The following is a 14,866-nucleotide window of genomic DNA, read 5'->3' as shown; positions in this document are numbered from 1 at the left end:
GTCTCTCACTCAGCACGCGCAGAATGGCGTCGACCCGGTTGGCATCCCCCCCTGGATCGACAAGCGAAATACGCGTGTTTCCACCTTCGGCGGTGTTCTCGATATCGATTACCGCAGTTCCTGAATCACCTCGCACAGGATTGAGCCTGATTGTGATAGAAACGCCATTAGGTGCCGGTTCCGCGCCGGTGACATCCACCCAGAAATCGGTACCGAAGCCGGAAAAGGTCCTCATCGCAATATCCCGCCCGCCATCGATGAGCTCATCGACCGATGGGAGTTGAGCACCACCTTTCCACACCAGGCCTTGGAACTCCGCAGTGGTTTCGATGAGCAGGTCGATGTCTGTCAAATCGATCCCGAGCCTGGACAATTCGAACAACAGCTGCGCTACATATTTCGGATCAGTGTCGTCTGCACTGAACGCACCGGCGATCGGGGATATCCTTGCGAGCCGACCACGTATTACAGTCCAGTACCCAAAGCCGCCGACACCTTCACCCTCCGAAACAAGTGCAGAATAGAGGTTTATATGTTCAGCACCGGAGTTCGCCGATACGAATACACCCGGTGTGTTCCCCATGACGAAGGAAACACCTTCCGACGTACTGTAGAGTTCGCCATCGAATGTCCGGATAAAACCGTCCGCGCCCACATAAACCGGGAATTGCGTGGATGGCACCGGCGGTAAACCGAGCTCACCCGGGTGAACCTGCTCGTACTTGCCCTTGGATACTTGCCGACCAGTCTCTTCCGCGGTCACAAACGTCGAGACCTTGGACACAGCTTCGGTCCGAGGGGGCAACGGCTCCGGCGATCGACGCCCCGTTATCGGCGCCAACGCCGTCTGCGGGGCCACATCGAAGGCGAGTTCCCGGCCGACCATCGATGCGGTGATCAGGCATCCGCCGCCTTCCGGAAGTTCGATCGGTCCAGCACCTGGAGCACCTATGGTGCGTACGATCTCATCGAGCCGGTCCGGGGCAACGGTTTTCCGCACCCGCCACGACAAGAGCTGTCTACGCGCAACATCCAATACAGACTCGCCGCCATATGGAACTGTCCACTGCGCATACCACAAATCGGCATCCCGGATCGTCAATGCAAGACCATGCCCTGAAAGGTCGGTGACCTCGATCCGCACACCATTGTCGACAATGGAGGCCCATGCCCGCACGTCTCCGCCGAGACCATTCCAGGGATCGGCCGCTTCCGCGAGCACATCCTGCATCATCGCCACAGCTCGCGTATCAATGCCGTGAACTCCCGCCCATTCCCCCAGCCAGCGCACCGCATGCTCGACAGGCTCTCCATCGAAAGGCGCCCGGCCGGCGCGTACGCCAGTAGCACTGTTTTCGGTCACGATGCAAGCAAAACTGTCATCACCCGCCGCCTTTGCCAACCAGGACGAAATCCCGGCCCGAGCCGAAGCTTGCTCGCCCCTGCGCGGTGCACGATCAGACAGAAGGTCGAGAATATTGGCGGCATGCCCGTAGCCACTCGCGGGTCGGCCATGACCGTCCAGCGGGCCACCTGCTCCATCATCAGCGGAGGGTGTGCCGGACTCCCGATGCCCCTTCGGCTGGTTCAGCGGTCCCCGGAAAAGCTCCGGATCCTGCCCCTCAACCAGGGCATAAACCGGGAGTAAATCCGCGTCGTACGGAATGGCGGTCACCCACTGCACTCCAGCGACCGGCGGATAGTCGTCGATGTCCAGCTCGTACTCGGACAGGTCGACGTATTCCCCGTCGCGGATCCGAGCCCGCACGGCCTCGTCGATCCGGGGATCCAACGGATCGATCACAACCAGGCGTTCTTTTCCGTCGGGCCCGGGGCCGATATTGCGTACCTCGACCATATGCGAGAAACCGCCCGCGCCGAGTGATTCGTCGACCCCGTCGACGGCCACTTCGAGCCGAGCACCCGGGCGCCCGTACAACGTCGCGGCGGCAGCCTTCAGGGAGGGATAAACATTCGGGTCCCAGTCGCCCCGGCTTTGCTTCGCATAATGCCAACCCCACGAACCGACCGCCTCTGCGGCATCCGGAACCGCATCAGCTCGGCACAGCAGGTCGGCGCGCACCGCGGGGTCGGTGGCATCGGCGGCCGCCTTTCCGAGGCGCATACGCCGGAGATCGTGCATCCAGGCGGCGCACTTGCCCAGCACATCTCCCATTCGAGACGTGGTGAAGCGCGCCTCCCACGAATCGGTCTCCGGTCCGGCAGCTGCCTCGTTCGTCCGGTCCAGCCGAAAATCCAGCAGGTCAGCGGGTTCCACAACCGCACCGTCGCGGTCGCTCCACAGTCCGTTCTGTGCACGCTGTTGATCGCCCGCGTCCGTCCTCCGCTCGGCGATGGACATCGTAAGTGCGACTTCCCCCACCTTCTGTCGAACCTTGCCCACCGGCCGGCCGGGCACACCCCCCCGCTGCTCGTCGAGTTGTCGTCGAACAGCCCGAAGACGTTCCGTCTGTTCGACGTCCCCATAACCCGCGGTGATCAACCGATCGACCTGGCGGTGCGAGAACCCTGTCGGATGTCCGGTCTCATCTGCCATTACCGACCAGGCGACCCGAATATTTCTCACATTCGCGTCGTCTGTGACCTCGATACTCACCCGTTCGCCGGAATGCCTGGTCGCCAGGCTGATCCGCAGCGAGCCCGCAGCCACGTCGTGGTACGCGATCGCGTATCCGAATGTCGCGAAACTGTTCGGCCCGTCGCGCAGCTCCTGATCGCCGTCCAGCACAGTCTCCTGCAACAACGAAGCGATATCACCGAATCCCCACTCGCGGAGCGTCTGTTCGAACGCCCCGTTCGGCAACAGATCATGCGCCAATGCAGTCAGCTGAGAAGCGCTGCCGTCGGGCGCGTGGATGACGCCGCGCGGAGATCTCGGTTCACCACCGACCTCGGCCTCCGGCAGCGCTTCGTCCAGGATATTCGCCAGACCTCGCAGGGCGGGTTCCGCATCCTCACCGAAGTGATATTCGGCAGCCGTGGCCTCGGGAAATGCCTCGCGATACCGCACTCGCTCGGATCCATCAGCCGCGGGCGCCAAACAGTACCCCGGTACACTGCTATTCCTCCACGACAGGAACTCTTCCTGATCGATATCGTCGTCCAGGGCCAGGCCGTGCGCCTTGCGGAACTCGGCTGCCATCACCGATTTCAGTCTGCCCTTCACTAATTCGTGAACGACAAACTCGTGAGAGTGACCCAACTCGTGCACGAGAAAATTGGTGATGTCCTTGTCCGGTCCGACTACCATCCATCCAGTTGCCGCAAACATCTCGAGAGTCCGTTTGACCAGATCGGGATCGCGCACAAAGGTCTCGTCGAGCACGATCGCGGTCCACGTGCCTCCGGAGCCTTCGTACGGGACCGTCCAGGCGATCCCATCGAGAGTCATGCGTCCTACGGTGATCTCGCGCGGAAGCGGTCGGCTCGGATATCTTGTGTGCCAGCGATTGAGATGAGCCTCGATCGCTTCCATCTGTTCCGGTGAAATCGCCGGGTTCGTGTCGAAACCGATCAGGTCGACGTGCAATTCGTCGCGGACCCGCGTGACGATACCTGTTTTCGCTTGATCAGCAGAGGGATCAGGGATGATCGTGACCGGATTCAGAACCTCCTCGGCACGGTGCATCAGCACGTCGTGGCAAAGACGCACGCCGCTCCCGGGAGGCGCGGTGTCGCCGTGCGCTGTGACGACTGCCGCGAACGACCTGGCGAAGGCCGCGGACATGTCCGGTTCGCCTCCTCCGACGGAGGCGAGTTCGCCCGCACGCCACAATTCGAATCCCGAACCATCCCCTTCGACGAAGGTCCGCGGATCACGATCCGGAAAATCCGATTGCCTATACAATTCGAACAATTCGACACGGGCATAGGGTCGCGCGTGATAGCCGAATTTTTCTGCAAGAGCCGTACCCACGATATGCGCCGCCATGAACCGTGCAGCTTCCGCTGGAGGAACGCCCAGTAGATGCGCCTCAGCTTCCAGCCGATCCCGATGGAAAGCGATGTCCTCATTGATCAGTATGTCCATTACCACTCGGCCGGACTCGGCGACGCATACGGTCGTTGCCAGCGGAGCGCTCCTTCTCGGACGGCCTTCGACATAGCGAATATCCAGCCATGGAATTGTTGCGGATAATTCCGAGAACACTGCCATGAACTCGGCGCCCACGGAATCTGCGTTTTCCCTGGGCGGAACTTCACCCTGTACTTCGGGAACCTCATCGCCCCGGGCTATGGCTGTCGTTGTCGGATCCTCTGCAGGTTCCTGTCCATCTATAGGCCCGCGGTCGCCGAAACCCTCGATCGGATTCGCCGGACCGTACACGAAATCCGAGGACTCGAGCTGTGACTGCGCCGAACCCGAATCCTGTCCGGGCCGCAGCACCGTGACCCGCTGTACCCCCCGCCACTTCCCGGTCGCCGCACCGAGCTTCTGCCACGCCCCCTCCAGGAACCCCGTATCCCCGGACAACAACGCCGCCACCTGATCCGCGGTGAAATCCGCGGTATCGATGTACTCGACGTCCGGCTCATCAACCGTCCCCAGATTCCGGGTGACCACCAGATGCGACGTACCACGCAGCCCGCCGGTCAACGGGTGGTAACCATCACGCGCGTAATCACCCTCGGGATCCTCCGCGGGCTTGTCCAACCCCAGCACCGACAATGATCCCGGCTCGCCGGCCGACCCCTCGACGGTGGCTGCCTCCATCTGCGCGAGCGGATCCTGCTCATCCGCAACGAGATAGCCGTTGGGATCACCCTCCCCGCAGGACAACCAATGCCACCCTGAACGTTCGGCGAACTCACCCCCCGTGCTCCCCCGCCGCCACATCGGGTCCTCCCCCGCCGCCGACATCCCGGGCTCATTTACAGTGGACTTCCCACTTGGGCCGGCGGACTCCAACGCCTTCATCACATGCAACGTCAGCCCGGCGCACCACCCCCGCCCGGACGACGACGGCAAGCGCCCTGCTGCAGCGGTCTCAGTGCTTTGCGCTCGGTCCGAAGGGTTGTCTGTTTCGCTCGTCGCGTCACCGGCGGGGGCGGTATCGGACTCGGGGAGCGTGCGCGCCGCGCTCAGCTGAGCCAGGCGCTTGTCGTACGCTGCCCGTCGCCGCTCATGCTCGGCGAGCACAGCGGCGCGCAGATCAGGAATCTGCTGCCGCAACTCGAAGACATCAGCAGCCCACTCCAGCTGATCCTGGTCAGGGATTTTCGCGCCCTGCTGTTCGTGCCGAGCCAGGCGAGCGCGTGCCGGACCGAGAACAGCTTCTAGTTCGGCGTCGAGACCGGCCGCGAGCCCGTCGATTTCCCGTTCGATCTCCTCAGCGGCCTTGCCGAGGACTTCATCGCCGGATTTCAGTGCCCGGAACACAGGCTCCCCCGGGGGCAGCGACAGCGCCTGCTGGACAAGGATCTCCTGGAGCGTGCGCACCGCGTATTTCTGCAGAATTCCGGCTGCCACACGATCCCTGAGCCCGGAGGTGTCCGGCTGCGTGGTGACGAATTCGCTGTTCGCCCACTTCCGCAGGATCGGGGCACCGGACCCGTCTACCTCCACCTGCCACCGCTCGACCGGAACGCCACGACTGTCGGCCGCGTGCCGCACCCACACGTCCAGCACCGGATCCTCGACGCCGGTGGGGACCACCTGGACGAGTTTCCCGTCGACCACCGTGCCCCAGGGACCCACCGCGCTGCCGCCGAAACCGCACAGCATTACCCGGGCCTCGTAGGCCGCGAGGGCCTGAATCAGCGGTCGGCGCCGGGTGTCCGGCAGTCCCGTATCGCACGCGATTTCCCGGGAACGTTCGAGAAGATCGTCGGGACCGTCCGGGGCCGGTTCTCCGGTGACCTCGGCAAGCATCCGAGCTATGGTTGTGAGCTCTGCTGCGGTGGCCGCGTGAAGTTCGGTCCGGCGCCGGGCGGCAGCCTCGGCCACCTCCCGAGCGGCTGCCTCCTCCTCGGCCGCCGCCACTGCCGCTGTCTCCTCCGCGCCCTGCAGTATCAGCTGATATCGGGAGGTGATCGACTCCACCCGTGCCAGCCGCTGGAAGTCGCTCGGCGCCGGACCCGAGTTGCCACCGATGGACTCGGCACCGTCACCGCCAGGGAACAGCTGGTCCAGCAAGGCAAGTAATCCGGTGCGATCGTCTTCGGTCAGAGTGCGGCGGGTGGTCTCCACACGCATGTGCTCGACCAGCTTGTCGGTTTCCCAGCGCGCGTCCTCCGCGAGCCCGGTGCGCAGACTGTCGAGATCGCTGCCACACGCACGGACATCGCGCAGCACACGCAGCGAGGCCATCCGGCTCGCGTCCCATTCAGTGCCGTCACTCGCGGCATCCGGGAGCAGCACACCCGCATGAACGAGGTACTCGGCGAGATCGCCCCGGCGGAGGTCTGCCTCGTCCTGCCTGATTCGCAACCCTTCTCGTTCCACCGACAGCCGGGCCTGCCGGACCAGCAGCGTCCCGATCTCGGCTTGCAGGTCGGTGAAGCGCGAATCTCCTGGATCCACCCACTGCCGCTGCACCCCGGGTATCGATGCGAGCCGATCGCTCTCCGCCCCGAGAGCGGCGAGTTCGGCAGCGACATCGGCGAGTTCGTTGTCGATCTTCGGGGTCCGGTCCGCGAGGACCGCCAACTCGGTGTCGAGTGCCGCCAGCTCGTCCGCGGCTTCGACCGTGGTGACCGCCGATCGCGCCGCCCGTTCCGCGTCCGGCGATCCCGGCTGTTCGTCGAACACCTCCACGACCAGCACATCTTGGATCTTTTGCACGGTTTCGCGCCGATGGGCCAGCCGCGCGTCCTCGGCAGCCAGGCGCGATGCCGTGGTCGCGCCCGCCGGCGAACGCTCACCAGCGACCTGTCGGGGCGGCACCGGCACCCAGCCGCCGTTGTGGAACCATGCCCTCGAGACCGTGCCGTCGGCCGCCAGCGTGCGCTGTTCGACCAGCACGCTCACGGCCTGCAGGGCCCGCAGCTCATCCGGTTCGAACACCGGAGGTGCGGTGTCGGTGGTGACGATAACCAGCCCGTCCCCTTCGACCCGGCCCCACGACCCGATAGCTGTTCCAGACACGTTCTCGAATTCGGCGCGCGCGGCTTCCTCGCGGTTCTGCTGCAGTTGCGCAACCTCGCCCTGATAGGCGCTCGATACCTGGGACAGTTCCCGCCACCCCGGATCTTTCAGATCCGCGTCGGGGCCGTCGAGCTCGGTGCGCGCCGCATCTGCCAGTTCCGCGGCCGACGACCCGTCGGGCACAGCGACGCCGACCGCCGCGAAACCGGTACGGAATCTGGCAGCGAACGCTTCGGCATCGGGGATCGGTGGGCTGATGCCGCCGTGCACAGCACGGGATTTCGCGGCGACACCGTATGCGGTCATCCGCTGGTAACCGGCCTCGAGGACCTGCAGACGTTCGATTTCCGCACGCGCCCCGACCCCCGGCACCGTGTTCGCGGCAATCGTCGTGTTGACGAAGACCTTGCGAATCGGATCGTATTCCTCGCCCGTACGGTGCGATTTCTGCTCGGCGGCATACCGATTGGCCCGCCGGCGTGTCTCGCCGTGGTGCTCCCGCGCAGCGGCGGCCAGGTCGTCCATCCCGCGACCGGCGGCCGCACACAATGGCTGAAGAGTCCACAGCCGCGGTATATGGCGCACCAACTCGTCCTCGGTGCAACCCAGCCGTTCGGCCAGTTCGCCGCGCCGGCTGATCAGCCACCGGCGTTCTGCCGCCGTTCGCTCGCGGTCGCTCTCCCGCTGCCCGCGTTCGGCTTCCAGCCGTTCGCGTTCGGCACGCCGCCGTTCACCTTCCGCCTTGGCCGCACGGCCGGCTCGCCGGCCCCCCTCGGTCCGCGGTACTACCGGGCCCAGGTTGTCCAATGCGGCCAGCGCACCATCGACCCGCTCGATTTCCACGGCGAGCCGGGCAATGTCCTTATCGAGCCGGTCGATGAGTTCCGGATCGCCATCGGTATCGGTGAATCCGGCCACCGTCTCCACCACGGGGTCGGACGCGTCCGGCGAGCGGCCGAGCTCATACCCGATCAGCACTTCCGCTACCGACCGCGCCGCATATTCCTGCAGGAGCACTTCCCCGGCGGTTTCCGGTTCCGCCAGTGTGCCGCCGGCAGGCATGTCCCGCACCCATGCACGACCGTTGTGCCGCTCGAACACTGGGGAACCAGCGTGATCGACGCTGACCCTCCACTGCTCGACGGCAATACCACGCGCGGCCAATTCCTCCTGGACCTGCGGATCGAAGACCGGATCGCTCGCCCCGACCGGGGCGATGATCACCAGCTTGTCCCCCCTCACCCGCGCCCACGGACCGGCCGCCGGTCCCGGGTAGGGCGCCGGGGCAGCCTGGCATGCCGCTTCCGCTGTCCGCGCAACCAGAGCTTCGAACTCGGCAGCCAGATCACCCAGCTTCTGGTGCTCCTTGTCCGCTTCCTCGTTCTCGGCATCGAAAGCGAAGCCGGCCGCCGCGGCGGCCAGGCGGTCGGTGGTCCACAGCGCGGTCAGCGACTCCGGATCACTGTTCGCCGCTGCCACTGCGGTGAGCAGCCGCCCACGTAGTCCTTGGAATTCGGTGGCGATACCGGAGGGCGGCGCGTCACCGGGCATCCCCGGCCGGCCCCGCGCGCCCGACCTGTCTACTTCGGCATGGTATTCGGCCAGCGCCGCCACCACCGTTGCCGCGGCGGGGTCGATTTCGCCGGAACGCGACGTGTGCCGCTCCACGAACTTGCGTCCCGTGTTCAGGAGTTCGGTACCGGTCATGGCATCGATGGCGTCGGCCGCGCCGGGATCGGCTCGATCCTGGTGCTCGCGCAACGATTTCCGGATCGACTCCAGAAGCCGCTCGTGAACCCGGCGGGCCTCTACGGCCGCCGTGGCCATCGTGTGTACCGCCACCAGGCCGGGCTCGGTCTGTTCCCAGCGCGCCACGAAACCGTCCATCGACTCGCCCAGGCGGTCGGGCTGGAGGGTCCCGGCTACGTTCAGGTCGTCGGCCAGCCCATCGCACTGTTCGGCGAGTTTCCGTCTCTTGTCGAGCCACTGCCGCCGATCGGCCCACCGCTGTTCGGGAGACCCCTCGGCGCCCTCGCGGATCTCGCTGTCGAGCCGTGCGATCGCGGCATCGGCGGCGGCGATCTCCTCCTGCAGCTGCTGAACCACCGCAGGTAGCCGGTGCGGCAGCGGCGAGTGTGTATGTTCGCCGAACTCCGGTGGGTCCAGGTCCAGCTCGCCGGCGCATGCGTACCACGCCGCGCGAGCGGCGGCTCGCGCGCGACGCAACGTATCCCGCTGCGTCCGGAGTTCGTCCAGGCGGGACCCACCAGCATCCGGCGGCCTGGCGCTACCTTGCTGTTCGAGCTCCGCGATCCGCTGGTCGAGCACGCCGAGATCCGCATCGCAGCGGTCCACCGTTTCGGCCGCGACCTGCAACCCCTGTACGGACGCCACACTTGCTCGCGCGCGAGGTCCGGAGGTCACCTCGAAATGCTGTTCCGCCAGAGCTTGTGCCACCGCGTCTGCAGCCCGCATTCGCTGCCGCACAGTCATGCCCACTGTGCGCCCCGGCGAGCCGGCGAGATCGGCCGCGTCGAGCGGCCGCCACCGGCCGTCTTCGTTTCGCTCGACCACCGGTTCCTCGTTCTCGTCCAACCCGACCTGCAGGCGGGCGATGGTGACGCTGCGTGCCGCAGACGCTTCGAGCGCCTCCAGAACGTGTGCGGCGAACAGCGGATCCTCCACACCCGCCGGGGTAACGATGAACACAGTGCCGTCGACGAGAACCGCGTGCTCACCGACCGGCACACCGCCCAGTACTTGCCGCACCTCCTGCGCCGTGCTCGCCAGGGCCTCGTCGTAGCCGGCCATCGCCGCCGCTACCGGAGCCTTCTGGTCGTCCGGCACCTCCGGATCCGCCAGCACGGTGCGCGCTGCCGAGAACAACTGCTCGGTCGTCCGGAGTTTCCGTGCCCCCGGCACCACAGGGCGCAGCGCACGTTGCAGAGCGGCAGCGAGCCGCGGTGGCCCGTTGGACCGGATGGCGGCCGCCGCGACCCGGGCGCGCCCCATCGCCAGATCGATGAGTTCCGAGTTCTGCCGGCTGCGCATGGTCCGGTACTCGGCCAGCGCCCCGGCAACAGCGGAACGCAGGTAATTCGGCGCCTTGCGGGCCCCACTCTCGATGGCCTCGGCTGCCTCGATCAATGTGTCGAACCGCTGCTTCTGCTCCTTCTCGAGGAGATATCCGCCCGCCGTGATCAGCTGGCCCATGATCCGCTGCAGCTCGAAGGATTGGAAGGCTCGCCGACGCTCCTGCTCAGCGATAGCGAGGTCGAAGTTGGCCAGGACGCTCGCCACCGCTTTCGGATTCGCGTCCGGTTCCTGCCCCGGGTTCGCCAGGTAGTTCCGGGCCACGTCTACCAATTCGGCCAGCGTCATGGACTCCGGGTCGTCGAGGATATCGCCGAGCACCTTTCGGAACTGGCCGGCGAAGAGCTGGCCGGCGACCCCCGATTCATCCGGTTCGGGATCGCCCACTCGATCGTTCACGGCGGCGGGACCCGGATCAGCGGTGCTCTCGGAGTCGGGCGCCGCACTACTCCCGGTACCGGGGTCGGCATCGTGGTCACTGCCCGGGTCGATCTCCGCACTGTCCCCGGTTCGAATGTCGGTAACTGCCGTAGCAGGATTGCCTTCGAGTTCGGCGCTGAAATCGACAAGATCGCCGCCGGAACGGTCCGAATCGCCACCGGATTCGCCGGCTGCCGGTGTCGAGCCGCCGGAACCCGGGCCGCCGCCACCCGCCGTGTTCGCGGGTGCGGTACCCGGCGAACTTCCGGCGGAGACCGGTGCGCCGCTCGTTTCCTGCGTTATCCCCGGTGCGGGGGCAGCACTGTTCGTCACCGCCATACCGGTACTGCCGCCTTCCACGGCCTCGACGGCGCCGGCCATGGCCGTCACCAACGGAGGTTCCGCCGGGGATGCCTCATCGGCGTTGTTCTCTCCGTCGTCGCCGAAGACAGCCGGTTTCGACGAAACGCCTTCGAATGCGCCGTCACTGAATCCATCCGGATTCTGATCTGTGAACTCCGGCAGCGCGGCCGGCTTCGCCGAAATGCCACGCGATGTCTCTCCGCCGGTCCCTTTCTTGGACGTGGACGAACCAGCGGGTGCACCGGAATCCGGCTCGGCCGATATCTCTACTACAGCCAACGCCGGCTGCCCGGGGTCCGCGTTGATCTCGAAAATGTCGAACCGCAGCTTTTCGGCTGCCTCACCGGCAGGGTCGGTGATCACGCGCGCTTCGACACGAACCGGACCACCACACGCGGACTGCGCCGCACGCACCGCATCCGTGAACGCGTCGACCACTTCGCCCTGGCGGGCAGGTTGCCAGTCGGAGGTCATGGCGCCCAGCGCTTCACCTGCCAGGGTCAGATCCCGCAGACCCGATTTATTCACCGTCAGTGAGATACCCGTCCGGTGCGCACCGACATTCTCGAGATCGCTGTCGCCTCGAACCTCGTACAGCGAGCCTGTTTCGACCACCGGGGTGCCGGTATGGGCCGGTTTGTCGGCCGCAGTCGACTCGGAACCCGCGGATTTCGCCGGAGTGAACGGCGCCGTCATCCCGAGCAGCTCGGGCAGGGTCTGGGATTGTCCCGGCGCCCTTTCGGCAGCCGGGTCGGATTCCGAAACGTCCACCTCGGATGAAACGGGCATATCCGGTGTCGGCGTGGCCGACATCTCGAACGACAACCGATTCTGCCATGGATCGCCGGCGTCACACGGTTCGCTACGCCAGGATTCGGCGTAGTGGTCGACCTCCCGCGGTGCCTCCCCTTCACTACCCCCTACGGAGTCCCCGATGGACAACACATCGACCCACAGCTGCTCGTCCCCGTCGGCACCCGCCGGATCGGAAACCATCCGAGCCTCGACCCGTACCGGGCCGCCCGCGCCGCCCCGTTTCGAGCGCACAGCCGCGATCAACGTATCGAGCATCTGCTGCTGCCGTGGCGCGGGCCAGTCGGACGTCAGGGCGCACAGGGCGGCCCCGGCCGTCGCCAGGTCGCCGTCGGGATTCGCACCGCTCATTGTGACGCCGACCCCGGTCACGTTGCCCGCCACTCCGTCGAGGTCGCTACCCTCCCGGACCTCGTACAGGTCCGAATCGGACGATTCGTTCGCGGACGCCATGTGCTGCGATTCGACCTCGGCAGTCCGACCTATCGGGTTCATCACGGTGTCGCCGATCCGGATGTCGAGCGGAGCCGGGTCCACCGGGGCTACACCCAGTGCCGCAGTAACCGCAGTCTCCGCATCGGGATACGAGATCGGCGCCGCGGAGCCGGTAACTCCCGCCACCAGTGGTCCGACAGCCGGAGCATTCAGGCCGAGACCCGCCCGCACGCCATCCGCCGCCGTGTACGCATCAGCGCCACCATCCGGCGCGACCGTGGCGTCCGCCGTCCGACCGGCATCGATGAGATCGGCCACCATCGCGTTGCCGTTCGCCGCCTGTATATCGCACGCGAACCACAACTGGTGCCGCAGTTCGTCTCCCAGCTGAGTGAAACCCATTTCCCACAGATCGGCGTTCTCCCGCACCGTCGGCACCGCGCGCCCGTCGTACTCGGTGCCCGGCAGCAGGCCGTGGTCGGTCGCACCGTCGAGCACCGAGATCTGGACAACACCGTTGTCCAGCACCGTGACCTCCACCTCCGCCCCGCCACCCGCGCGAGTCACGGAGTCGCGCACCGCTTCGGTGGTCATCTCGGCCAGCCGTGCCATCCGGCCGTCACGCACCCACTGCGGAATCGAGGTGTTCACCGGGGCACTGCCGGCTGCCGCCAGCACGGCGGCCACGGCCGGTCCGATGTTCTGGCCGGCCCCGAACTGCCCGCCACCCGGTACGACTATCCGCTTCTGCGCGAGCACCGCAGGCTTGCGCCGGGGATTACTGGTTCCCGCTGGTTCGGTGCCTCCCTCCGACTGCGGCAGCCCGGCCCTCGGCACACCTGCCCCGGAGCGCTTCTCAGCGGATGGCTCCTCGTCCGGATTCGGCGGCCGGGACCACAGCTGTATCAAATCCGGCAGGTTCCGGTGTACCGACTGCAACCACACAACGCGCTCCGCGCTGTTCGGCGCACCATCGGGCTCGGCCAGCAACTGCTCCAGAATCATCCGCGCGCGGGCCCCGGCCTCAGTGTCCGCGCCGAAGCCACCGGCACGCTGCCTGAGCTGCTCGGTCAGCTGGTCGGCCTTGGTGCCCAGCTCCGCCGGGGTCAACGGTGTGGTGGTCTGCAACAGCGTCGCCAGGTTCTGATCGGCTTGCCGCAGCTGTGCCAGGTATTGGAGGTCGCTGCTGTCCGGCGCGCCGATACCGAGCAGGATTGTTTGCAACCGTTCGGCGGCCTCCGCCGGGCTCATCCCCGGCGGAGCCGCTTCCGCCGCTCGCTCCGCCATCAGCTGGGACATTTGGCCGGCCCGGGCCCGGGCCTCGTCGACCGGCACCTCCGGGGTCACGGTGGCCGTGGTGTCGCCTGCCTCGACGCGGCGGGCGAAATCTCCCAGCTCGGACCGGATCTGCTCCAGGCTTGTCAACCGCTGATGCTGATTGACGGTGACCAGGCCGTCTTCGTCCCGGCTGTAGGCGCCTGCCTCCGCTACCGCCACAGCCTCGGTCACCGCGGCGTGCGCGCGGGCGCGGTCCGCAGCCGAAGCGTCCACCAACATCTTTTCGATGTCTTTGTGCATCTGTGCGATCTGCACATCGGAGCGCGCTTGGGCCTCTTCCGGACTCATCCACGGTTTCATGCCCGTGAGCTCTTCGATGGGCATCCCGGAGTAGGGCGACATCCCTTTCGCGCCGTAGATCATGCTGGGGCCCATACCGGACACGACGTTCCCGATGATCATCCGGGAGTCGATCTGCCATTCGCCAGTGTAGAACCTGGTGGCCAGCACCGCTCCCAGCAGTCCCGACCCACCCGCGACGGCGCCGATCAGGCCGCCCCGTGCGGCACCACCCAGCTGCGACACCGGGAGTTTCATCTGGTACACCCAGCGGAAGGCCAGATTCCCGCCGAGACCACCCGCCACGCCGGCCCACGCGGAGATCTTCAGGTTCTGGCGCACGGACTCCCAGTTGATTCCCTCGGCATGCCCGGCCTCGATAGCGATCATCTGGCCGCCGACATCTTCGGTGAAACCCTGCGCGGTCTCCTGGATGCCTTCCTCTATGCCCTCGTTGAGGAGTCCGGCAAGTACGGCCTCGAATACTTTGAAACGGCCCCGGCCCAACTTCGAGATCAGGAATCGGATCAGCGCAAGCGTCTTCGCACTGAGAAACCTGAAAAAGGCCCGGGCCACCGCGAGCGCCTTCTGCTGCTGTACCCACCCGGCAAAAGCGCCCGCACCTGTCGCGTAGGCGATCGCAGCCGTGAGCAATTCGAGCGCCAGCCAGGCAAGGGCGATATAGCCGCTGACTTTCGCCGAGAAAATCGTGTGACCGAATTCTATGGCGCTCTGCCCCATCTGGCCCACCGCCTCCGCGAGGTCCAGCTGGGAGTCGAGCAGAGCTTGCAGGAAATCCGTGATTGCCTCGGCGCCCTCGCCCGACACGTAACCAGCGGCTATGGCGGCTTTCGCGTCCTCGAGGACATCGACGAGGTCTACCCCGACAAGGCTCTCTGCGATTTCTTGCAGGGCCTCGCCCATCTGCACCGAGAGGGTCTCGTCGCCGTCCGGAATATCTGCGCCGGCAGCGATCTCCAGCTCTTCGGTGATGAAACCAGGCTTTTCGAGCCCCAC

General features: G+C 66.1%; 1 protein-coding gene (only partly in view). It reads right to left on the bottom strand.

Annotated elements, in window-relative coordinates:
- Positions 1–14,866, bottom strand: partial view of an ElyC/SanA/YdcF family protein gene (locus NS6_RS01095; protein WP_068035339.1) — the start only. The gene continues 19,310 nt to the left of window position 1, outside the view; only the first 14,866 of its 34,176 coding nucleotides appear in the window; its start codon is at positions 14,864–14,866; its stop codon lies beyond the left edge, outside the window.

The organism is Nocardia speluncae NBRC 108251 (assembly GCF_001613245.1).
Classification (GTDB): domain Bacteria; phylum Actinomycetota; class Actinomycetes; order Mycobacteriales; family Mycobacteriaceae; genus Nocardia; species Nocardia speluncae.
Note: the sequence above shows the minus strand (reverse complement) of the source record. Positions and strands in the feature narration are given on the sequence as shown.